This is a genomic window from Candidatus Zixiibacteriota bacterium (genome assembly GCA_040752815.1).
Lineage (GTDB): Bacteria > Zixibacteria > MSB-5A5 > GN15 > FEB-12 > JAGGTI01.
Genome location: JBFMGC010000036.1, coordinates 1 through 21,554 on the forward strand (window position 1 = coordinate 1; position 21,554 = coordinate 21,554).

Genomic DNA, 21,554 nt, shown 5'->3' on the forward strand with positions numbered 1-21,554 from the left:
AGCGGGCTGATTCTGCCGCCTAGGATGATGGCAAAACCTCTCGTCGAAGCGACTCGGGTTCTGCCCTACGTTAACTTATGAGAATTAACATGCACAAATTCAAACGGCCCGGCGTATTTGCCCTTATTGGCGGCGGGCTTGGTGTCGGGCTGTCGCTGCTGTATATTCAGTTTGGTTCGACCTGACAGATCATGTGCAACCCGTGTCTGGCCGGTTCGGCCGGAGCCATACTCGGATGGGTCATGTCGACGCCTGAAAGCAGGAGTTAGCTATGCCGCTGTATGAGTACGAATGTAAGCAATGCGCGTATAAGTTCGAAGAACTGGTATCGTCGAACGTAACAACAGTCGTCTGCCCGCGCTGCAGTTCGACCGAGACGCGCAAACTGCTGTCGGTGTTCGCCGCGACCACCTCGGGCGGCGGTGACACCGCGCCGTCGTGCTCGCGCCCCGGCTGCGGCAGGCCCGGGTTCAGTTGAGCATCGTGATTGCTCACGGTCGTGAGCTTGTAGGGTGTGATGATCTTCGTGGGCGGCAGACCTCCGGTCTGCGCTTTGACGATTATTCTCGCTAGTCGGCAGATGAGGGCATCTGCCGGGCACATCCACCGGGCGGGCCGGGCACGATTTCGGAGATGATGATGATTACACAGTTGATTCTCGCATTATTGCTGACGGGTGGAGCGGTCGCGCAGGCGGAAGGGCAACCCAAAGCTGTCACCGGCAAAGTCGACACGGTCACGACATCCGTGACGAAGCTCAACTGGCTGCCGTTTGATTCGGTGCGTGCGACCTTCCCGGCCGCGCCGAAACCACTGTTTCTCTACATCAGCGAAAAGGGGTGTCACCATTGCGAATACATGGACACCGCCGTGTTCAACCGTCCGGAATTGGTTAAGTACGTCAATGAGAATCTGACCCCGGTGCGGGTCGATATCTACATGGATACGCCCATCAAATTGCGCGATACCGTCATGAACGAGCAACAGTTCCGCAAGCTGCTCTCGATTCAGGGCGTGCCGGCGTATTACTTTTTCGACACCAACGGCCGCATTATCGGCGCCCTCGATTCCGAGATGGACTTACTCAAGTTCAAGCGGATGCTCGTTTACATTCGCGACCGGCATTTCTTTGTCACCCCTTGGGAGAAATTCCTGACCCTTCCCGCCGCGAGCGAAGAGGCGATTAATAAGCGGTTTCAGAGTCGATAGGATAAGCCCGGGTGCCCCACGCTTTGGGTGGGATTGATTGGGGAACTTCAAACCCTCTCTGTCAAAACCACGTCTCACACTAACGCGTTCGACTCGGGGGTTTTGACCTACGATTCCTCTGTCGCGCCGAAAAAGCCAAAGAAGCCAAACAACCCGAACAGACCATACAGCGCGTAGAGCGCCGGGTTGCCGGTCGTGCCCAGCAGACCGAGCAGCCCCAACAGGCCCAGAAAGCCCAGGTATCCGAGATTCCGTTTCTTCATTTCAGCCTCGCTCGTTGTGAACAGCGGCGTCTTTTACTAGATACGAGAGGATGCTTATTTAGTTCAGTAGGTCCGGACCACGAGGGTCCCGACCTACATTCGTTTCGCCACGAAACAAACCCGCATTGTCTTCCTGGTCGGCTTCTCGAAACTCAGACAGCGGTAACATCCATTCACCTGAAAACCAGTGTCACGAAGTGCGTCGGCGATTACGTGGTTTGGGTACGCCCGTTCGCGATGAACCTCGTCGAACCGCCGCCAGTGTCTGCCATGCTTTACAAAGATCGTTAAAAGCAAATCGGCCGAATCGGGTGTCGCGGTCGGGCCGTTGCGGAATATCCAGGCGACATCGTCACGCACACCAGAGTACGGTTTCTGGTCGGAGAAGACGGTCTTGAGATGATAGGGTGTATTCATGTCGAACACAAACCAGCCGCCCGGTTTCAGATGACGTCGCACTGATTTGAAAGTCGCGCGAAGCTGGCGCTCATCGCGCAGGTAGTTCAGCGAATCGAAAAAGCAGGTTATCAAATCGAATTGCCGAACGGATTTCTTGCGCCCGGATGTTGTTTCCTTGATTGCAAAACGCGGCAGCTCCTGACGGTAAAGCTCGACATGATGGCCGCGCAGCTTTTCACGCGCGATCGCCAGCATCCGAGATGAACGGTCGAGCCCGGACATGACGATACCGTGCTTGGCGAACAAGCGAATAGCCGAGCCGGTGCCGCAACAGAGATCGAGACCATCGCGTGGCACGAACTTGAACCGACTGAGTATTGCGAGAGTATACTCCGCCATGCGGATGGAGAACATATCGTGGCCGATCTGGTCGTAAACGGAGCCGAATTTATCATAGGGGAGCATGGTTAGGGGAGAGTATAGTCTCGCACAAGAAGCGAATCAAGCCGTCAGGTCTCATCACGCCGTTGGCAGGAAAAGACCCGACGGAACCTTACAGGTCGGGTTGCTCGACCGACGCTGCGCGTCGGCCTCGTGAACCCGACCTACAGAGGCTATCCCCCAGAACCGTTTTAAGTTGACTGTCATCCACGTTGATCATTCGTTTTTGGGCTCAGCGGAATCGAATTCCGCCGGCATTCTCTGGTAATGCAATTGAATATGTCCGCCACGTGCGGACAAGCCGCGGTTGTTGAAAGGAGTCTCGATGGAAACCTTGTTCTGGATCTGGCTGGCCGCCGCCGGGGTCTTTCTGATCCTCGAGCTGGTTACCCCAACCATGATCTTCATCTGCTTCGTGGTCGGCGCGATTGTCGCCGCGATTTTCGCCCAGATCTGGCCGGAGTACTACTACTGGCAGATCGCGATTTTCGCCGTCCTCTCGTCCGCGCTGATCCCGCTGACCCGTCGCTTCGCCCGCAAGATATCGGTGACTCCGCCGCAGGTGTCCAGTGTCGACCGGATGATCGGCCAGGCCGCGCTGGTCACCGAGCGGATCGACCCCGACCTGGGCGGCAAGATCCGGTTCGAGGGCGAAATCTGGCAGGCGCGCGCCGACCGCCACATCGAAGTCAACACCAAAGTCAAAGTGACCTCGGTTGCCGGTACCCGGGTGTTCGTTGAGCCCATTGATTAACCGGAGACAGGAAAGGAGCATACCGTGTCTGAAGTGACCATTCTGATAATCGTCATCGTGGTGCTGGCGTTCGCGCTGGTCACCATGTCGGTGCGCATTGTTCGCCCCTATGAGAAGGGGCTGGTGGAGAGGCTGGGAAAATTCCAAAGAGTGCTCGAACCCGGTCTGAACCTGATCCTCCCGTTTTTCGACACTGTCCAGAAAGTCGATATGCGTGAGGTGGTAATCGATGTCCCCGCGCAACTGGTGATCACCAAGGACAATGTCGGGGTCGAGGTCGACGCCATCATTTACTTCCAGGTTACCGATCCGTTCCGCTCGCGCTACGAGATCTACAATTATGTCCATGCCGCCACCAAACTGGCGCAGACCAATCTGCGTAACGTTATCGGCGAGATGGATCTCGACGCCTGTCTGTCGTCGCGTGACCAGATCAACCTGCAGCTGCGCAATGTCATGGACACCGCCACCGACAAGTGGGGAGTGAAGGTCAACCGGATCGAACTGCAGCGAATCGATCCGCCGGCTGATATCACCGACGCCATGAGCCGCCAGATGAAAGCGGAGCGCGACAAGCGGGCCACTATCCTTGAGGCCGAAGCAGTCAGGCAGGCCGATATTACGAAGGCTGAGGGCTCGAAGATGGCGCAGATTCTCGAGGCCGAGGGTGCGGCGGAGGCGGTCAAGCGCAAGGCCGACGCCGAGCGGTACCGTCAGATCGCCGTTGCCGAGGGCGAGGGGAAGGCGATTGCGACTGTTTTCGGCGCCATCCACGAAGGCCGTCCGGACGATAAGCTGATAACGCTCAAGTACTTGGAAATGCTGCCCCATCTGGCGCAGGGGAGCGCCAACAAGATTTTCCTGCCGTACGAAGCAAGCGGGATAATGGCGGCGCTTTCGGCGATGGTGGAGGGGATAAAACCGGGCGGCGGCGCTGATGCAATGAAGAAATCTCCAACGGCCGGGGCGGCGGGCGCGTAACTTTTGTGGCCGGTCTCGCGATCGCGGGACCGCGCATCAAGGATACTCAAATCGGGCCTTTTCAGACAGGCCCGCCTCAAGGCCGGACCCACCCCAGTCCGGCCTTCGATATTTGTGGGGGGAGGGAGTAGCTATTCGGCCGTGGTTGCACACTCTACGATGGCGATTTCCTCATCGGTTAGGCCGTAGAGTTCGTACACGAGCTTATCGATCTGGCGGTCGAGGCTGGCGCATTTTTTTTCGTAGTAGGTTTTGTCTTTTTCTGTTTTGGCTCGGGCAAGCAGTTTTTTGGCTTCCAGTATGGTCTGGACTTTTGCCACCACACTGTCATGGAGTTTTCTCTCAACGTGTTGGGAACTTTCAGGTACATAAATAGGGAGTCGCTCGATGTACTGTGACCAAAACCTGACATAGCCACCCCGCAGCGCAGTCCCGGTGCTCTTTAGAAACCAGAACAGCAGTTTTGAATTCAACAAGCCAAGTACAAAGTACAAGGATGTTCTTTGATCTCTTAGAATAACACCGTATCCAGTCTTGAAGAAGTGACCTTCGCTATCAATGGTGAAGGAAGCTTGGTCATTGTAATCCGGCACGACAATCTTCGTGTTCTGGAATAACGACATACTCTTGGGATACCCGAACGCGAACCACTTATCCACATGAATTCTGCCCTTCTCTCGAGCCGCCAGAGTACTCTTGTTTGCAAGTAGGTACTCATAAGCAAGGGGGAACCTATTGCGAAAGGTCTTCTCAGTGAATAGTGCGCTGCTGTCTTCTGCTATTTCATAAGGACAAATGAGGTATGAATCGCTTGCCAGCGGCATAAAACGCCTTATGTCCTTGCCATGCAGAAAGGGGACCACACACTGACGTTCGACCCTGACTCGCCGTGATAACGCCCTGGAATCGCCCTCGATAAATCCGCCGGCTCTAGAACAGTTCTCCAAGACGAAGACACTGTCGCAACTCGTCTGCGTGCCAACGAATGTGTGTGAAATCTCGCCCAACTTAGGAGACACTTCGGAGATTCTATTGAGGAGGGTAGCTGCCTGATCCGCGACAAAACTCCAAGGTGCAGCTGTCACTTGGTTAGCGTTCATTTGCAAGGGTTCATGAGATTCTGAACGGAGCCAAACACCCAAGTCTTCAACGCTAGTGAAGATGAATGACTCACTGGCACTCTTGCTCAAGAATAATAGCGATGTATACGTAGTGGCTCCAGCAAAGACTTGAGTGTCTCCGAAGTGAACAACCTGTGTCAGGTGTCTGCCGTCAGCCAACATGGCACGTAGGGGTTGACCGTATTTCGCATTAAAGAACTTGTGGGGAAGAATGAAACCCAATTGACCGCTTGTGTTTAGGATACGCAACCCCTTTTCTACGAAAACGACATAGATGTCATAGTTTCCCCTAGTCGCCGCTCGATAATGATGAGGAAGGTATTCCAAAACCACTGGTACGGATTCCCGAATTGTTTGAATCCGAACATACGGCGGATTCCCTACCACCGCGTCGAAACCGCCCGCTTTCATCACGTGAGGAAACGCGTCCTCAAAATCCATCGGATTGAGTTTCTTCTCCACTTCCTCAAACAGATCCCCGTTGATATCCCTCCCGATCAGCGAGTTGCCGCAAACTATGTTCTTACTCAGATCCGGCAGCAGCTTCTTCATCTTAGACTGGTGCAGGAAATCAAGAGCATACTGGCGGGTGCTTGCCTCGGTTTCCTCCTGCAGCAGTTTCAGGTAAAGCGAAAGCTGGCACACTTCGACCGCCTGTGCATCGATATCCACCCCATAGATGTTATTGAGAAGGATTTCACGCTTCTTCTTCAAGGTCAGGTGGAGGCGTCCGTTGATGGGCGCGCAATCGCCCTTGCGCGCCTTATCCGGATTCTGGTTGTAGTACTGCCCATGATAGTTGAGCAGGCAATCGAACACGCCAAGCAGGAATGAGCCGCTGCCGCATGAGATGTCAGCGAACCGCATCTTTGCAATCTGCTCAGGCGTCTTCCCTTCTATTAGTTTTCCTACGGTGTTGTCGACGATGTAGCGGACGATATATTCCGGTGTGTAGTAGACGCCCCCCGCCTTGCGGACTTCCGGTTTCTCCTCGACCTTCGCTCTCCTGGGTGTAGCAGTGATGACCTTGCCGAGAAATCGTTCGTAGATCGAGCCGAGGATATGAATGGGGATTGCGTTAAAATCGTATGGTGAGTTGGCGTGTGCGAGATCCCGGCAGATTCGAGCAAACACTTCGTCGTCTACGGCAAGTCCGCCCCCGTCAATGATGTCATGCCGCTTGTATACGATGCCGTTGTAAATGCTATCAAGGCGCCGGCCGGCAGCGGTGAAGTCCTCCCACGCCGAGCGCCTTTTCCCGAAATGCTCGACCAGGCGCTCCGGTTCTATCCCTTTGTCCTCGAGAAAGCGAAGAAATACGAGGCGATCGAGTGTGCGCTGAGAGATTTCTGTTAGCGCATCACCGGAAAGGTCCGGGTTGCGGAGCTTTAAGCTCCGCGCCAGGGCTTCCCGGAACTCATCCAGTTGGGCGAGAAAAGACTCATCGATGCTCTGGTACCCGCCGCGCGCGAGGCCTCGCCGAGCCGCCCTCCCTGGTGGCCTTGGTAGTTCGGCAGCCCTCTTTTCAATTGACGCGTCGGCAACCGCTTCCCGGGAAAACAGCCAGTAAATTCGCCGGAACTTCTCGTGATCGGCGTACTCGGTATAGTGGAACTTCCAGACTGAACTTAGAAGGGCCGTATCATTATCCGGACGGTACCGGCAATCGAGTACGTGGAATTGCTCAAAGTCGGTGAGCACCGCCAGGGGCGTTTGACTGTTCCAGCCGTACCGGATTACCTGGAAGTAGTTCTGTGCCGTCTCAATATCGGCGGAAGGCTTCTTGGCTTCGACAAAGAACCGAACGTCGTGAAAATTCGGGGCCAGGTAAAAAGCGTAGTCGGCGCGGCGCTGGCTTCCGCTGGTGTGGACGTTGCGTTCGACTTTGACTTCCTGCTCATACGGATTCGTCTGCGTATCGTGGTTGACGTCCCAACCGAGAGCGATCCAGAACTTGTCGATGAAATCCTTGCGGGCTTCCGCTTCGCTGTATTTACCCGACCTGTAATGCGATTCGTTCTCGGCAAAGGCTCGCACCAGCTTGCCGACCTCCTCGAAGGCCAAGTCAAACCTGTGAGTGTCAGCCGTTGGTGCAGCTTCTGCCGCGGGAGCCTGTTTCTTCGGATTGACGCACCGTTTCATAGTCCCTTAGTCACCTGAAAGAGCAAATCAAGTCTGATAGGTCGCTACCTGCAAGCAAAAACGCCGGTGTCGTTCAAAGGGGCAGACGAAGCCGTCTGCCGCCCACCAAAGAGTTCCCAGCGCAAGCCACTGGCGCGCTGGGGCACCGAGGCCTGTAGTCAACATCCACAATTGTAAGTCACCCGCACATTCGCTATTATCTATCGATGACCTCCCGAGAAAACATCTCCAAAGCAGCTCTTGTTGCCACCCTCGCCTTCGTCGTGCTCGCGCTTGCCAACGAGCCCGGCGGTATGTGGGGGCTGGGACATCTGCATTACCTCGGCGAGTATTCGTGGTACTATCTCGGCGCGTTGGTATTGCTATCGCTTTATCTGGCATTTGGCCCACTGCCGAGCGCGGCACTCGAGCGCGCCGCCGACATCAAGGCCCGCCTGCTGTGGGGCAAATCGCCCCTCCCGAGGGTTTTGTGTGCGGCGGTATTAACAGCCATCTTCTACTTCTTCCGTGTCGGAACCGCGTTCCTCGGCGACGGCTACTACCTGCTGAACGTATTCGGGCGAAACGAGGGTTATGCTATTATCTGGGAGAAGCCACTGGCGATCTGGACTATCAAGCTGCTGCAGGGCCTCTACGGCGGATACACCTACTGGACGTCGCTTTGGGCGTTCCAGACCGTGAGTATCGCCGCCGGGTTCTTCGTGGTGTACAATTTCATCGTCATATCAGGGCTGATCAGTAATTCGGCTAAGGGACGGCTGTTGAGTGCGGGGACGATGATCGGTTCAGGTTGGATACTGCTGTATTTCGGCCACATCGAGTACTACCCGCTCCTCTGGCTGGCGGGGTCGTTTTTTGTCCGCTACGCGCTCGCGTTTACGATCAGCGGCAAGTCGTTCTGGGCGGCGATACTCTGGTTTGTGATCGCGGTTGGGGCGCACATTCAGGCGGTCTATTTCCTGCCGGGAGTGCTGTACCTGATCGCTCTGAAGATTGCTCCGCACGCGATGAAACGTACGCCCGACCGCGCGGCGATCGTTTTCGTGACGCTTACGATTGCCGCAGTTCTCGCGGCTGTGGCAGCCATGCCGGCACATGCCGGGCAAGGCGCGAATCCGTTCATGACGCTCCTGCCGTTCAATGCCGAGTTTCCCAACTACGCGGTGCTCTCGCTGAGCAATCTTCTCGAGATAAGCAACTTGATCTTCCTCTGCATACCGTCGTTTCTGCTCCTCCTGGCGATGGCACTAACCGGCGAGCGCACTAGCGCCGACAATACCAGCCGCCTGTTGGCGCTGTTCGCTGTCGGCTCGCTCGCTTTCCTGTGCACCATTGATCCGAAACTCGGCCTGGCACGCGATTTCGACCTGATGTCACTCACACTGTTCCCCCCGCTTCTGTTGCTGCTCTACCGGGTCGAACGCAAGTCGGCCGTGCCGCTGCGGGTGTGGCTCTACGGCACAATTTTGTCCCTCATGCTGACTGGCTCCTATCTGGCGGCGATTTGCTCGAACCAGAGTTCCATTGTCCGCGCCCACGACCTGCTTCAGTATTACGAGACGAAAAGCAAGCGGGCGTGGCAGTCGTTTGAGAAGTTTCTCGAAGCCGACGGCCATACCGAGCTGGCGGAAGTCGTGCAGATAGAGATAAACGCGCTTTTCCCCGAGGAGGCTAAGTATCAGACCGTGATGAGTCTGGTCGCGAACAACAAGCTGGCCGAGGCGGAGCTGCTGCTCAAGGGTCTGATCCAGGCCCAGCCGGATAACGGCGAGTTTCTGGCGGCGCTGGCTGATATCAGGGCGGCGCAGGGGGATTTCAAGCAGGTCAGGGTGCTGATGGGGAAAGCGATTCGCACGCATCCGAATCATCATAACTACATGAAACTCGGCCAGGCCTGCCTGATCGAGCGGGATTTCGCCGCGGCTATCGACGCTCTCGACCGAGCCTACAAGCTGGCGCCCAGTTCCGAGGAAGTGGTGACCGAATTGACCAAGGCCTGTTTCTTTGCCGGCCGACTGCAGCGCGCCCGGGAGCTGACCGCGAAGGTTCTTGCGATCAATCCGAATTCTGCCGACGGCAACATCATCAGCATGATGCTTCTCGCGCAGGACGGCCGCAAAGAGGAGGCGGCCCGCCACTACCGGTGGTTCCTTCAGAACGCGCAGGATCACCCGGACTACGAGGCGATCAAAGAAAGCTACAAGGACCTGGCGCCGACGGGGCGGTAAGTGGACGGTGTGGGCAATACCGAAAGGCGATTGGTGCCTGGCGTACCTCCCGGTGCGCCAGGGCCCTGGGAGCAAACCGAGTATTCTGCCGCGCATTTGGCCGTAGTGGACGAGGACCCCCGATCGAGTCGGGGGCAGGCTCCACCACGCACTAGAGGCGATCGGCAGAGCGTAGGTCGGGGCCCTCGTGGTCCCCACATGGTGTCGGGAAGACAAGCCCCCCGATCTACGCCCCTCATTGACAATTGACCGCCGCCGCCGTAAGTTGATCGTTGTTTGCTCTTTGAAACCGGAATCGAGACGGCGTCTTATGGAAAAGAAACTTATGGATGTCAGAAAACCGGCGGTCGCCGGGCAGTTTTATCCCGGCGAAGCCGGCGCGCTGGTCAAGACTATCGCCGGTTTCTTTTCCACAGCAAAGAAGGCATCACTTTCAGGACGGCCGCTCGCCCTGATCGCCCCGCACGCCGGTTACCCGTACTCCGGCAAAGTCGCCGCAACAGCTTACAAACTGCTCGAGGGAGAAGCGTACGATACGGTCGTAATCGTGTCGCCGTCGCACATGGTCTTCTTCAAAGGAAGTTCGGTTTATGTCGGCGACGGTTACGAGACGCCACTCGGCACAGTCGAGACCGATAAAGAGCTGGCCCAGCGGATAGCGTCGATACATCCCCTCGTGTACGCCTCGGCGCAGGGCCACGCCACCGGCGCAACCCGCGGCGAACACTCACTCGAGGTGCATTTGCCGTTCCTGCAAGTGGCGCTGGGCAGATTCAAGATGGTCGGCATCGTTATGGGCGAGCAGGAAGAGGAGTCGATCAAGGCGCTCGGCGAGGTACTTGCCTCGGCGCTAAAAGAACGCAACTGTCTGATGGTGGCCTCGACCGATCTTTCGCATTTTCATTCGCAAAAAGAAGCCAATCAACTCGATGGCGCGGTCCGGAAGGCGATTGAAGCATACGATCCCGACAAGTTGATGCGTGTGCTGGCGCGCGGCGATGGCGAAGCGTGCGGCGGGGGGCCGGTGGCGGCGGTGATGACTGCGGCCAAGCGCCTGGGCAGCCGCGAACTCAAGTTTCTGGAATACGCTACATCGGGCGAAACCACCGGCGATTTCAGCGAAGTCGTGGGGTATCTCTCGGCGGTTATGGTGATGGGCGAAAAGGCGCAGGACGTAATCGCCGACAAGCAGCGGGTGGCGGCGGTCATGGGGGCGATGGCGGCCAAGCGTCCCGACGCCCGGCTCACCGATGATGCCAAAGTGGAGCTCAGGCGGACTGCACGCGAGGCGATCGCCGCGCGGCTGGACGGACGCGAGTACGCGCCGGAGCCGAACGAGGCGCTCGAACAGAAGCGGGGCGCGTTTGTGACGCTCGGAATCGACGGTCGTATGCGTGGGCATGGCGGCCATGTCGGCGCGCGCGAGCCGCTGTATGAACTGATTCCGAAAATCGCGCTCGCGGCGGCGTTCGAGGATCCGACAGCCGAGCCGTTAACGAGCGATGAATTCGCTCGAGTTGAGATTGAGATTGCCGTGCTGACGCCGCTGGAGCGGGTGAAGGACTTCTCGGAGATCAAGATCGGCCGCGACGGTCTGATGGTTCGTTTGGATATGCACTCAGGACTGTTCATGCCGCAGGCGGCGGTCGAGAACGGCTGGACGGTGCGCGAGTTTCTGGAGCAGACCTGCCTGAAGGCGAGTCTTCCAAGGGAGAGCTACAAGGACAAGTTCGCGGAGGTATATCGCTTCAGCGCGGAGGTGTTTTAGGACGTAGGGCGGGTCCGCCTCGAAGCCCCCAAACAAGCGTAGGTCGAAACCCCTGCGGTTTCGACAACCCACACGAATGAAGGACTCTCACATGATCAGCCGCATATGGCACGGATGGACATCCAAAGCGAACGCCGCCGCGTACGAGGCGCTGCTCAGGAACGATATCCTGCCCGGTATTCAGAATCGCCGGATCCCGGGATACCGCGGAGTCGACCTGCTTCGCACAGACACCAACGACCAAGTCGAGTTCCTGACCATACTCTGGTTCGATTCGTACGACGCCATCCGCGAGTTCGCGGGGGAGGATTACGAAAAGGCGGTGGTGCCGGCGCGGGCGCAGGCGCTGCTGTCACGATATGACAGCCATTCGCAGCACTACGATGTAGTCGTGGCGCTGGAGCTGTGAGGGGGACGGAGAAATTCCATTGGTGTGCCGGTGGGGGAACTGTTTTACGGGCCGGCAGATGAGGGCAACTGCCGGGCACATTGTATGGCGTCAGGTCACCGCCCGACCCGGGCCGCTGCGCGTGACCGAGTCGGGCTCATGACCTGTCGCAACCATACGCGATGTCGGGTTTCTTCGCGATCCGCTGCGCGAACCACTCATGAACCCGACCTACAGCTTCTTCGGAATCTGAGCTTCCGTCATCCCTCCGCCTTGGCGACCGACTTCAGCTTGTCGTTGGCGAAAATCGCGATATCTACCCGGCGATTGGCCTGGCGGCCGTCGGCAGTGGCGTTATCGGCGATCGGCTGTGCCTCGCCGTACCCCATGATTGTGAAGCGAGTCGGGTTGACCTGGCTGCCGCTGAGGGTAGTCGCCACCGACTGGGCGCGGCGGATCGAGAGGTCTTTGTTGTACTCATCGCCGCCGGTCGAATCGGTGTGGCCTTCGATCAGAATCTCAGTGTCTTCGTACTTGTTGAGAATCACCGCCAGCTTCTGAAGATTGGTGGTTGCCTCCGGTCGGAGCGCCGATTTGTTGACATCGAACAGGATGCCGGAATCAAAGGTTATCTTGATTCCCTCGCCCACCCGTTCGATCGTGGCCCCCTCGATGTCACGTCGCATTTCCTCAGCCTGCTTATCCATGTAGTTGCCGATATAGGCGCCCGCTGCTCCGCCGATAGCCGCGCCCAGAATCGCACCGACCGCGGTGTTGCCGGCCTGCTTGCCGATCACGCCGCCGATTACCGCGCCTGCGCCGGCGCCGATCAACGCGCCCTTGTCCCGTTTCTTCATCGAGGCGCACCCGATCAACCCGATAATGAGGCTCAGCACCAGTACGATTGTCAGGATTCGTTTCATCAGTCCTTGCTCCTGCAAAATGTTTCGTCCAGCTTGCATTCATTATACGCGGGCCCCCTATCGGGGTCAACTATAACCCGCCGTTCGCCACATAGTCCCAGGTTTTCGATAACTACTTGTCGCGCAACACCTGATTGCCTACCTTTGGGGCCGTGGTGGACACCAGAGAAGCGGTTCTTGTCACCGGCGCCAACGGATTTGTCGGCTCACGCCTGTGTGCGAGTCTGCTCGATCAGGGATACCGAGTGCTTGCCCAGGTGCGGCACACGTCGGATTTGAGTCTCCTGCAGCATCTGAATGTTGAATATAGATATGGCGATGTCACCGAACCGGACACGCTTCCGGAGATGGGCCGGGGAGTCAATCGCATAGTCCACAACGCAGGCGTGATCAAGGCCAAACGACGTGAGACATATTTTGAGGTCAACGAGCAGGGCACCCGAAGCCTGTTGGAGGCGATTGCCGCACACAATCCACAGGTGAGGCGAATCGTGCACGTGTCGTCGGTAGCCGCGGCGGGGCCTTCGAAGCCGGGTCGTCCGGTGAGGGAATCCGATGAGCCGCGTCCGATCACGACGTACGGCGAATCAAAACTCGCCGGCGAGCGGGTGGCCCTGTCCTTCTCTGATCGTCTGCCGATAGTCGTTGTGCGACCGCCCGGCGTTTATGGGCCGGGGGACCGCGGGATATACTCTATGTTCAAAGCGGTCTGGCTGCATCTCAAGCCGCTCATAGGTGACTCTGAACGCCGACTTCAGTTAGTTCATGTCGACGACCTGTGCGATGGCATTTGTAAGGCGCTGACCGCTTCGGTGAAAAGTGGCGGGGTCTATTGTATTGCCGAAAAGGACGCCTATACGTATCGCCAACTGATTGACATCCTCGTGGCGGCATCCGGCCGCTGGACTGTCCCGCTGCCGTTGCCGTCGCCAATATTTCGCGCCGTCGCTGCGATCTCCGAGTACGCGTTTCGGGCCATTGGTGTGACGCCGCTGCTGACACGGGAGAAGACACGGGAATTGAATTCATCGTGGGAGATGGATGTAACTCGTGCGCAGGGCGAGTTGGGATTCGTCTCCAAGATTGCCTTCGCCGAGGGAGCGAAAACAACGTATGAGTGGTATGTCAGCCAGGGATGGTTGAAATGATTCCTATCAGGCAGATGCTGTATTGCGTGGTGGCGTCGGGAACATACCTGCTGGTGGTATCACTGGCTCTGGATTGGGTCGAGAGGAAACTTCAATTGACTGCCGCCCTTCCGGAGAAGATGGTCGAGAAGGACCATTACAGCGGGATGCTGGTCAATTTCGCGCTGGAGCTCGTGTTCTATGTAGCCTTTCCGGCGGTGGTGTACGGCTTCTTCTATTACCTGCTCCCGTTCTACGGTGTTCGAGCCGGGATGGCCACCGCCCTGTTTGCGTTTGCCATGGGCGCGGTGCCGGCGCTTCTGGGACTGTCGCTCAAGATCAACCTGCCCACGCCATTCGTGTTCTTCACCATGCTGGCGTTTCTTGTCAAACTGCTGGGCTCGCTGGCGATAATCGGCTACCTCTATACGCTGTGACAATGCCGTTATGAAAGACGAAATCCGCGCCAGGTTTGCCCACGTTCGCACGCTGTTTCCGCATACGAAAGACGTAGTCTATTTCAATGCGGCGTCGTACGGACCGTTCTGCACGCCGGTGCGTGACGCGATCTACGAGAATGTCGAGGTGCGTATGTCGGCCCGCCGCGATGACTCGCATGATACGTTCGATACCGCGGACTGGCTTCGCGGCGCCTACGCCAAGATGATCGGCGCGCCGAAAAGAACAGTCGGGATCGGTTTGAATACCAGTTTCGGCCTCAACCTGGCGGCATTCGGGCTGCCGCTTAAGCGCGGTGATGAAGTGCTAATATCCGATGTCGAATTCCCCGCACTGGTGTATGTGTGGCGGGCGGCTGCCGAGGCGCGGGGGTTGAAGATCAAGTTTGTTGCGTCACGAGACCGGCATACGAATGTTGCAGCGTTCGAACAGGCAATCAGCAAGCGAACTCGTGTGTTGGCGATCTCGTATGTGCAGTTCTTCGACGGATACAAGCACGATTTGGCTGCGCTGGCTGATCTCTGCCGACGGTACGGTATGTATTTCGTTGTCGATGGCATCCAGGGGATGGGGGCTGAGCCGATCGATGTGGTCAAACTTGGAATCGACCTGTTTTCGTCGGGCTGCCAAAAGTGGATGCTCGCACCGCAGGGGTGCGGGTTTTTCTATCTGGCCGACCGGGTGCGCGATCACATCACGCCGCCGATGATGAGCTGGCTGGGAGTGGATTGGAAGATGCAGTTCAGCGATTTATTTCATTACGACCGTCCCTGGTTTGACTCGGCGCGACGGTTCGAGCTGGGCTACTACGTAGCGCTCAACTTACTGGGCATGAAAGCGGCGGCACAGGTCTTTCAGGAGCTGGGTATCCGGAATATCCAACGCCATAATCATGAACTGATCGACCGTCTGGCGAGATACATTCGCTCGAATTCGCATTACCGGATTACGTCGTCGATGGAGCCGAAACATCGCTCGTCGATTTTCACTTTCGCGTGCGAGCGCGTGCCGGAGCTGCATCGGGAGCTATTGCGGAATCGTATTATTCTGGTGCAGCGCGAAGGATCGATCAGAGTTTCGGTGCACTTGTATAATGATGAGTCGGATATTGACAGGCTGATAGTGGTGTTGAAGTCATTTGAGAGGTGAAGAGCCAAGCGGCCCAGACCCGTGTGGCCCACCTGCTGATGGCCCACCACCTGACAACCCGCCTCCAGTTGGCTCACCGTTTAGGGAGTGTTGAGAAAACCTCGGATACGTCATCGCGAGGCTCGCCCCGCCCGTCTCTTGCACGGCGGGTGCAGCCGTGGCGATCTCATCTTGCACCTGCATAACACATTGAGATTGCCGCGCTACGATGCGACCGCTTGAACGCGGCGCATCTCAGCTCGCAATGACCCTGCGATGGGCCTTTCCAACAGTTCCTTTATGGTCGGCTAGCCGTTCCCCGCGCCAGACTCAGCGCGCGGCAGACCGCCGTCCGTCCCTACATATGTGACTCCCTCTCGCTCAGAAAGTGATTGTGTACTGAAACAGTCTACTATATATTGCGTAAGCCAGATAAGTGACAATCACTCTCACCCGAAAGGACTGAATCATGCCTAACCCGATCGTACACTGGGAAATCGGCGCCACTGACGATTCCAAAGCGCACAAATTCTACCGCGACGTATTCGATTGGAAAATCGACGCTAACAACCCGATGAACTACGGCCTGGTCGATACCGGCGGTCAAGGAATCAACGGCGGCATCTTCAAGGCGCCCAAGGGCGTGCCGTTCCTCACCTTCTATGTGCAGGTGGATGACCTCCCGGGTTATCTGAGCAAGGTCGAAAAGAACGGCGGCAAGACGGTCGTTCCGCCACAGGACATTCCGGGGATCGGTCAGTCAGCGTTCTTCAAGGATCCCGACGGCCTGATTGTCGGCCTGTTCAAGCCGCTCGCAGGAATGTAGACATCTCCATCCGCCGCCCACGCGTTTTGTGGGCGGCAGACCTCCTGAGGCTGTCTCATAAGTGCGATCTGTTGCAGCAGGTACTGCTCCGAGCTCGACTCGCTCCGCGGGTCGGGCTCGGAGTGAGACCTGACGCCGATCGGTGGTGGACGAGGCCCCCGATCTGGTCGGGGGCAGGCTCTGCCGCAACTTCTTTCAGCATGGCCGTCACATCCGATTGTGATCGGTGGTCGGTGGGTTGCCGCGCCGGCTAAGGTTGATCGACAGCAGGTGGGAAAACAAACCGATTATAGAATCATCACGAGAACAAGCTCGTTGCCGTCGAAGGACAATTCGTATCCAGCGGTTATCTCTCCAGTGATCGCTGCGCCTTTTGCAGAGGCGAGTGGCCATGGGTGCCCGACTAAGTCGAACATGACGTTGCTGACCCCTCAGATCCGAAGGTTGGGTTCCGGAGCGATGAGCGCAGCGAATCGCGACGAAACCCGGCGCCCAAGTCACCCAGAGCTTGCTGAAGGGTGACCTGGTGCCGATAATAAACACATGCCACGCACAACTGTTGCCTTCCAGGGTGAACGCGGAGCGTTCTCCGAAATCGCCGCCAGGATGATGGCCGGATCGTCGATCTCGCTCAAACCGTGCGAGATATTCGACGACGTCTTCGATCTGGTCGAACGCAAGCAGGCGAAGTACGGTGTCATTCCGATCGAGAATTCCCTGATCGGATCGATACATCACAACGCTGATCTCCTGCTTCAGCGCAAACTGCACATAATCGCTGAGTCGCAAGTGCGCGTGGTCCACTGCCTGATCGCGCCGCGCCATGTGACGTTGGGGCAGGTCAAACGCGTGTTCTCACACCCAGCCGCGCTCGAACAATGCCGCACGTTTTTCAAGGCGCATCCTGCCAAGGAACCGGTCTCGTACTACGACACCGCCGGTGCAGTCAAGATGCTGGCCGGGTCGCGCCTGACCGATGCCGCTGCGATCGCCTCCCCCTACGCGGCCAGGCTGCACAAGATGAAAGTACTGAAGGCATCGATCGAGGACGAAAAGTCCAACTTTACGCGCTTTTATTTGCTGAGTCGTAGACCGGTGGTTGTGCATGGCCCCGCGAAGACATCGATTGTGTTTTCGCTGAAGAACAAACCGGGCGCGCTGTTTCGGGCACTGTCGGTGTTTGCCCTAAGGGATATCGATCTGAGCAAGATTGAGTCGCGCCCTGTGCGAACCACGGCCTGGGCGTACAATTTCTATGTCGATTTCCTTGGCTCTATAGCCCAGCCGCACGTCCGCCACGCGCTCGCCAACCTCGCTGAGATCACTGATTTCATCAAGGTGCTGGGCTGCTATCCGGTTGGGCGCCGGCGGTGAGCACGGTGGGTTTGCTTCAATTTAGTTTGTCTGTCGTCCCCGGCTTAACCGACCTGGTAAAAACCCGCCGAATAGTCATTGCGTGGAGAGAAGTGCTCGCCCCGTCGAGCGGCAGCGCGGCGCGACAATCTCAACTCAGGTACGCTTGCATCATCTCTTGACCCATTCCCTTGACCGTTGTGAGAGGCAGAAGCCGTGTGAATAGACGCGTCCTAAACGCTCCATGTCCATGGCGTCAGGTCACAGCCTCAATCGATCCCGCCGTGCGTGTCCGAATGGTGCCAAGACCGGACGCCACCAGCCGAGGTGAGTGGGCTACCGGAGAGTGTGTAATAATCCCACCATGAAACGGTGGGCCACTCAGCGGTAGTAGGCGGCTCTTCCTTTCAAGTATGCTTGCGTCTGAATCACTGCATAATCACGATGTCGATACGCCGGTTCTTGGCCCGACCCTCGGCGGTCGCCTGCGACGCTATCGGCTTCTCGGAGCCGTAGCCGATCGCGCGAATCCGATCCGACGGTATCGACATCGCCTGGCGCAGATACTGCATAACCGCGAACGCACGCTTTTCGGATAGTTGCGTATTGGCGGCCGGGTCGCCACGATCATCGGTGTGGCCCTCGACCACCAGGGGTGACTCGGGGAACAGCGCGATGATCTGCTTCACTTTCTCCAGAAGGGGAACGTGCTCCTCGGTAAGTTCGCTCTTGCCGGCGGCAAACGAGAGGCCGGAGAGGCGAAGCACGATGTCATTGGCGCCGCTGACGAGAATCTCCCCCTGGGTAGGGTCGATCATCGCCTTGGCCTGGATCAGTCGCTCTTCGCGGGCCTGGCGCTGCTGAAGCTCGGACGATACTTCCTGGTGTTCTTCGGTCAGTTGGGTGAGCTTGCTCTGTTCGGCGGCCACCTGCTGGGCCAGTTGGCTGCGCTCCGCGATCATCACGGTCAGACTGCTGTCGATGGCGTGAATCATATCGGCTGGTTCATCGAGTGATAAATCGCCGCCGATCGTGCTCATAACCGCCGAGAGTCGCGCGGTGAGGTCCTCCCGTTCCCGCTGGAGCTGGTCGATAGTTTTCTGCAGCGCAGCGACCGATTCTCGGCTCTTGCCCGCCTCGGCTGACATTTCCCCCTGGGCCGCCCTGATTCCGGCGATCAGCGAATCGGCCGCTTCGCCCGGACCTTTGTCGAACGGGAGATAGTCCATACCGAGAGCTGCACCCACCCGATCCATTTGGATTTCGTAGACGAGCATCAACTTTTCCCACGCCTGGTCGTTGCGATTCAGCGAGCGCACCGACTGGGCGATATTGGAAGCGTGCAGCGCCTCGTATTCGGCCCGCGCCGCCTCGATCGCCGCCTCCTTCCGGTTGTACCGGTCCGCAGTCAGAATCGCGTTTGCTTTTTCTCTCGCGGTTTTTGCCTTGTCGAGACAGGTCAGCGCGTATTTGGGGGCTTCGTCGTATACCGCGGCCGCGATCAGCTTATTGGCCGGGCCAAGGATATCGGCGCGAATCGCTTCCATCTCGGCGATATCGTAGAGCGGCGACGCTTTTGCGGCTTCCTTCAGTGCGCCCTTCACATCGCCCGATTCAACTTTCCCAGCGGCAGATATGAAAACCGCTTCCGCCTCGGTGAACAGCACCGGAACCAGTATTTCGGCGTTGGCGGCTTTGGCTTTGTCGCGCGGCGGCAGATACTCGCGCAAAGTCAACTTGCACACATCGGTGTTTTTCAACGCATTCTCGGTGAACTCCCGAGTTTTCACCAGGTAGTTGGCCGCGGCGGTTTCCGAGCCCTTGATCTTGACAGTCTGGCGGGCCTGCTCGAACTGCTTGGACGCCTTCTCAGAAGTCTTCGGCGAGAAGACATGAGCCTCGACCAGACGGGCCGAGTCCATCAGTTTCTCGACCGAAGCCATGTCGACTTTGCCCTGACCGGCGGCTTCTGACAGGAGGCCGGTCAGGACGATCATACCTGCTATGAAAAGATGGGCGAGTTTCATATCGATCACTCCACGTTAATGTCAATTCTAGTATCGGCAGAAGAAGAATTGCGGTGCAGGTGCGGGAATCAAGTGAAAACCTGAAGGCGACGACCGACTGCCCGGTCGCTTGGGATTAATGCGGGTGCGCCGCGACTGCGGGTTTCCGCCGATTAGAAATTTAATTCATTGAATTTCAACGCCATAGAGCGACGGAACACCGTTTGACAAAAATGGACACGCCAAATCCAGTATAAGTGAAATGAACCTGCTGGTTTGAAAGCCCTGACTCTGATTGGCTCTGGTGTGACTGCACACCGGCCGGAAAGGAGAATAACATGCTTTCACGAATTAATTTCCTGGTTGTGTTTACGCTGCTCGTGGTGCTGTGTGGTTCGACACTCGGGCAGGTAAGCGCCCACCTTGGACCGCACCTGGGTATCCAAAAGTCCCAGGACGCCGAGGACACCAACTATCTCCTGAGCGCGACACTTCGTCTGAAACTGATGTCAATGCTGGGCGCGGAGGGCAGCGTGGGGTATCGTCAGGAAGAATTTGCGGGCGACGCTGTCAAAGTAAAATCCTGGCCGGTAACGGCTACCGGGCTGCTATATCTTCTGCCGGTGGTCTACGGTGGTGTCGGTATTGGTTGGTACAACACTATTGAGTCTCGCATAATACAGTGACATCGGGATTAAAAAAAGAGACCGGAATGTTTGAGGAAGGCCTGGGGCAACCGGGGGCGACGGCGGACACGGCGGACGCCCTTGCGGATCTGCCGCGCCAGAATGTCCAGATCGTCGGCCGGGAAGTTGGCCAGATCGGTGGCCGCCAAATGCGCCCACAGGTACTCGACGGGATTGAGCTCCGGGGCATAGGCGGGGAGCCGTTCGACCTGCAGCCACTGGCGATGGTGCGACAAAAAGGTGGTGGTGCTGGCGCTGCGGTGGGCCGGCAGGCCGTCCCACAGCAACACGATCCGACCCCGCACATGACGCCGGAGACCACGCAGAAAGGTGATCACCCGCTGGCTGTTGACGGTGCCGGCGGAAAGGGACAAAAACAGCCGCACCGGCTTGGCGCCGCCGCTGGTTGCCAGCGCGCCAATCAGCGCCAGCCGTTTCCAATTGAACGGCTCGATCAGGCGGGGCGTCTGCCCTTGGGGTGCCCATGTCCGGCGGATACTGGGTCGCTGTGAGAACCCCGATTCGTCGAGGAAGACAAGGGTGGTCCTGTGGGCCTGGGCTTTTTTTTAAGGCGGGGCCAGCGGTGCTTGACCCAATGACGGATCGCCGCCTCATCGCGCTCCCGAGCTTGCCGCCTCGGCTTCTGACAACTCCAGCCCATCTGACCCAGCAAGCGCCAGACATGGCCAGGGTGGTAGTGCACGCCACAGAGACGCTGGATCACCTGCGCGATCCGCGGCAGCGTCCACAGGTTGGTTGTATAGCCATGCGCAGTGGGGCCGCGCCGCAGCGCCACTTCGACGGTCGCCAACTGGCGCGGGCTCAATCGCGGCTTGCGCCCCGCCCGCCCCGCCGCCCGCAATCCCGCCCGTCCCCGCTGGTGCCAATCGGCATACCAGCGGCTGGCGGTTTGGCGGCTGACGTGACAGGCGCCAACCACGTCGGCTTGCGATCGTCCTTGTTCAAACAGGGCCGCGGCCGCCATGCGACGGGCCTCCAGCCCCGCGAAATCACGCCGGGCACGAAATGGAGTAACCATGCCCCCAAGATAACACCCCGCAATAAAAATGTCACTATATTATACGAGATTCAATAAGTTTGACTATGCAGACAGGTTTAACGCGATTGGTATTGACGATGAAACCACGCAGGAATCGGGCTGGCACCTGGCGGCAGGACTGGAACTGCCGGTTTCACCCCGCGTGAACCTAATCGGTGATATTCGATACGTCTCCATCGATCGCGATTTCAAGGATCTGCCGGAAGTCCTGTCGGATGAAGTCGATTCGGACTTCTATTCAATAACTGCCGGTCTTCTATTTCAGCTTTAGGCACCCAAGCGGAGCGCTAAA

20 protein-coding genes and 1 pseudogene are annotated in these 21,554 nt (G+C 57.7%); 14 read left to right on the forward strand and 7 right to left on the reverse strand.

The genetic code is table 11. The features are described from left to right. Positions 1-271: 271 nt before the first annotated feature. Both AB1772_09355 and AB1772_09360 read left to right on the forward strand, forming a co-directional pair. Positions 272-478 (forward strand): zinc ribbon domain-containing protein, encoded by a 207-nt coding sequence (locus AB1772_09355; protein MEW5796556.1) that lies wholly within the window; start codon positions 272-274, stop codon positions 476-478. A gap of 155 nt (positions 479-633) precedes the next feature. Then, entirely contained in the window at positions 634-1,209 is a 576-nt protein-coding gene (locus AB1772_09360) for a thioredoxin fold domain-containing protein (GenBank protein ID MEW5796557.1), read from the forward strand. Between the two features lie 107 nt (positions 1,210-1,316). Here the strand turns inward: AB1772_09360 and AB1772_09365 are convergent, their stop codons facing one another. After that, positions 1,317-1,472 carry a hypothetical protein gene (locus tag AB1772_09365; GenBank protein ID MEW5796558.1) on the reverse strand — a complete coding sequence of 52 codons (156 nt, stop codon included), beginning with the start codon at positions 1,470-1,472 and terminating at the stop codon, positions 1,317-1,319. 93 nt (positions 1,473-1,565) lie between these two features. Continuing rightward, a complete protein-coding gene (locus tag AB1772_09370; GenBank protein MEW5796559.1) occupies positions 1,566-2,336 on the reverse strand; it encodes a class I SAM-dependent methyltransferase in 771 nt (256 codons plus the stop codon). Between the two features lie 301 nt (positions 2,337-2,637). On the opposite strand from AB1772_09370, the gene AB1772_09375 reads away from it, so the two are divergent. After that, on the forward strand, positions 2,638-3,066 hold the full coding sequence (locus tag AB1772_09375) for an NfeD family protein (protein ID MEW5796560.1): 429 nt from the start codon (positions 2,638-2,640) through the stop codon (positions 3,064-3,066). Positions 3,067-3,108: 42 nt separating this feature from the next. Beyond that, positions 3,109-4,047 (forward strand): SPFH domain-containing protein, encoded by a 939-nt coding sequence (locus tag AB1772_09380; protein ID MEW5796561.1) that lies wholly within the window; start codon positions 3,109-3,111, stop codon positions 4,045-4,047. Between the two features lie 131 nt (positions 4,048-4,178). Here the strand turns inward: AB1772_09380 and AB1772_09385 are convergent, their stop codons facing one another. Next, positions 4,179-7,310: a TaqI-like C-terminal specificity domain-containing protein gene (locus tag AB1772_09385; protein ID MEW5796562.1), complete on the reverse strand. Its 3,132-nt coding sequence runs from the start codon at positions 7,308-7,310 to the stop codon at positions 4,179-4,181. A gap of 206 nt (positions 7,311-7,516) precedes the next feature. Between AB1772_09385 and AB1772_09390 the strand changes: the two genes are divergently transcribed. From AB1772_09390 to AB1772_09400, 3 genes are all read left to right on the forward strand, one after another. Beyond that, the gene (locus tag AB1772_09390) at positions 7,517-9,538 is read left to right on the forward strand and encodes a tetratricopeptide repeat protein (GenBank protein MEW5796563.1); all 2,022 of its coding nucleotides are present in this window, start codon (positions 7,517-7,519) and stop codon (positions 9,536-9,538) included. A 310-nt stretch (positions 9,539-9,848) separates the two neighbouring features. Then, entirely contained in the window at positions 9,849-11,306 is a 1,458-nt protein-coding gene (gene amrB / locus AB1772_09395; protein ID MEW5796564.1) for an AmmeMemoRadiSam system protein B, read from the forward strand. Positions 11,307-11,397: 91 nt separating this feature from the next. Beyond that, positions 11,398-11,715, forward strand: a complete 318-nt coding sequence (locus AB1772_09400) for an antibiotic biosynthesis monooxygenase (GenBank protein ID MEW5796565.1) — start codon at positions 11,398-11,400, stop codon at positions 11,713-11,715. Between the two features lie 239 nt (positions 11,716-11,954). Here the strand turns inward: AB1772_09400 and AB1772_09405 are convergent, their stop codons facing one another. Further along, complete coding sequence (locus tag AB1772_09405; protein ID MEW5796566.1) at positions 11,955-12,617, reverse strand: OmpA family protein; 663 nt, start codon at positions 12,615-12,617, stop codon at positions 11,955-11,957. Positions 12,618-12,772: 155 nt separating this feature from the next. Here AB1772_09405 and AB1772_09410 point away from each other — a divergent pair, with 155 nt between their 5' ends. From AB1772_09410 to pheA, 5 genes are all read left to right on the forward strand, one after another. After that, positions 12,773-13,765: an SDR family NAD(P)-dependent oxidoreductase gene (locus AB1772_09410; GenBank protein ID MEW5796567.1), complete on the forward strand. Its 993-nt coding sequence runs from the start codon at positions 12,773-12,775 to the stop codon at positions 13,763-13,765. Beyond that, complete coding sequence (locus AB1772_09415) at positions 13,762-14,181, forward strand: hypothetical protein (GenBank protein MEW5796568.1); 420 nt, start codon at positions 13,762-13,764, stop codon at positions 14,179-14,181. The genes AB1772_09410 and AB1772_09415 overlap by 4 nt, the downstream gene beginning before the upstream one ends. A gap of 10 nt (positions 14,182-14,191) precedes the next feature. Beyond that, positions 14,192-15,352, forward strand: coding sequence for an aminotransferase class V-fold PLP-dependent enzyme (locus AB1772_09420; GenBank protein MEW5796569.1), 1,161 nt, complete (start codon positions 14,192-14,194; stop codon positions 15,350-15,352). Between the two features lie 448 nt (positions 15,353-15,800). After that, positions 15,801-16,157: a VOC family protein gene (locus tag AB1772_09425; protein ID MEW5796570.1), complete on the forward strand. Its 357-nt coding sequence runs from the start codon at positions 15,801-15,803 to the stop codon at positions 16,155-16,157. 543 nt (positions 16,158-16,700) lie between these two features. After that, positions 16,701-17,531: a prephenate dehydratase gene (gene pheA, locus AB1772_09430; GenBank protein MEW5796571.1), complete on the forward strand. Its 831-nt coding sequence runs from the start codon at positions 16,701-16,703 to the stop codon at positions 17,529-17,531. 407 nt (positions 17,532-17,938) lie between these two features. Here pheA and AB1772_09435 read toward each other — a convergent pair whose 3' ends face one another. Next, positions 17,939-19,537: an OmpA family protein gene (locus AB1772_09435; protein MEW5796572.1), complete on the reverse strand. Its 1,599-nt coding sequence runs from the start codon at positions 19,535-19,537 to the stop codon at positions 17,939-17,941. 317 nt (positions 19,538-19,854) lie between these two features. Between AB1772_09435 and AB1772_09440 the strand changes: the two genes are divergently transcribed. After that, a complete protein-coding gene (locus AB1772_09440) occupies positions 19,855-20,202 on the forward strand; it encodes a hypothetical protein (protein MEW5796573.1) in 348 nt (115 codons plus the stop codon). A gap of 8 nt (positions 20,203-20,210) precedes the next feature. Here AB1772_09440 and AB1772_09445 read toward each other — a convergent pair. Both AB1772_09445 and AB1772_09450 read right to left on the reverse strand, forming a co-directional pair. Next, positions 20,211-20,753 (reverse strand): annotated as a pseudogene (locus AB1772_09445) (IS630 family transposase). Continuing rightward, positions 20,657-21,241, reverse strand: a complete 585-nt coding sequence (locus AB1772_09450; GenBank protein MEW5796574.1) for a winged helix-turn-helix domain-containing protein — start codon at positions 21,239-21,241, stop codon at positions 20,657-20,659. The pseudogene AB1772_09445 and the gene AB1772_09450 overlap by 97 nt, the downstream one beginning before the upstream one ends. 28 nt (positions 21,242-21,269) lie before the next feature. Between AB1772_09450 and AB1772_09455 the strand changes: the two genes are divergently transcribed. Next, positions 21,270-21,533 carry a hypothetical protein gene (locus AB1772_09455; protein ID MEW5796575.1) on the forward strand — a complete coding sequence of 88 codons (264 nt, stop codon included), beginning with the start codon at positions 21,270-21,272 and terminating at the stop codon, positions 21,531-21,533. Positions 21,534-21,554: the final 21 nt, after the last annotated feature.

Bases quoted from the DNA above. Each gene is read 5' to 3' on its own strand.
- AB1772_09370 (MEW5796559.1), bottom strand. From the start codon at position 2,336: ATGCTCCCCTATGATAAATTCGGCTCCGTTTACGACCAGATCGGCCAC.
- AB1772_09425 (MEW5796570.1), top strand. From the start codon at position 15,801: ATGCCTAACCCGATCGTACACTGGGAAATCGGCGCCACTGACGATTCC.
- AB1772_09420 (MEW5796569.1), top strand. From the start codon at position 14,192: ATGAAAGACGAAATCCGCGCCAGGTTTGCCCACGTTCGCACGCTGTTT.
- AB1772_09450 (MEW5796574.1), bottom strand. From the start codon at position 21,241: ATGGTTACTCCATTTCGTGCCCGGCGTGATTTCGCGGGGCTGGAGGCC.
- AB1772_09360 (MEW5796557.1), top strand. From the start codon at position 634: ATGATGATGATTACACAGTTGATTCTCGCATTATTGCTGACGGGTGGA.
- AB1772_09385 (MEW5796562.1), bottom strand. From the start codon at position 7,310: ATGAAACGGTGCGTCAATCCGAAGAAACAGGCTCCCGCGGCAGAAGCT.
- AB1772_09355 (MEW5796556.1), top strand. From the start codon at position 272: ATGCCGCTGTATGAGTACGAATGTAAGCAATGCGCGTATAAGTTCGAA.
- AB1772_09455 (MEW5796575.1), top strand. From the start codon at position 21,270: ATGTCACTATATTATACGAGATTCAATAAGTTTGACTATGCAGACAGG.
- AB1772_09435 (MEW5796572.1), bottom strand. From the start codon at position 19,537: ATGAAACTCGCCCATCTTTTCATAGCAGGTATGATCGTCCTGACCGGC.
- AB1772_09440 (MEW5796573.1), top strand. From the start codon at position 19,855: ATGCTTTCACGAATTAATTTCCTGGTTGTGTTTACGCTGCTCGTGGTG.
- pheA (MEW5796571.1), top strand. From the start codon at position 16,701: ATGCCACGCACAACTGTTGCCTTCCAGGGTGAACGCGGAGCGTTCTCC.
- amrB (MEW5796564.1), top strand. From the start codon at position 9,849: ATGGAAAAGAAACTTATGGATGTCAGAAAACCGGCGGTCGCCGGGCAG.
- AB1772_09365 (MEW5796558.1), bottom strand. From the start codon at position 1,472: ATGAAGAAACGGAATCTCGGATACCTGGGCTTTCTGGGCCTGTTGGGG.
- AB1772_09405 (MEW5796566.1), bottom strand. From the start codon at position 12,617: ATGAAACGAATCCTGACAATCGTACTGGTGCTGAGCCTCATTATCGGG.
- AB1772_09400 (MEW5796565.1), top strand. From the start codon at position 11,398: ATGATCAGCCGCATATGGCACGGATGGACATCCAAAGCGAACGCCGCC.
- AB1772_09415 (MEW5796568.1), top strand. From the start codon at position 13,762: ATGATTCCTATCAGGCAGATGCTGTATTGCGTGGTGGCGTCGGGAACA.
- AB1772_09375 (MEW5796560.1), top strand. From the start codon at position 2,638: ATGGAAACCTTGTTCTGGATCTGGCTGGCCGCCGCCGGGGTCTTTCTG.
- AB1772_09390 (MEW5796563.1), top strand. From the start codon at position 7,517: ATGACCTCCCGAGAAAACATCTCCAAAGCAGCTCTTGTTGCCACCCTC.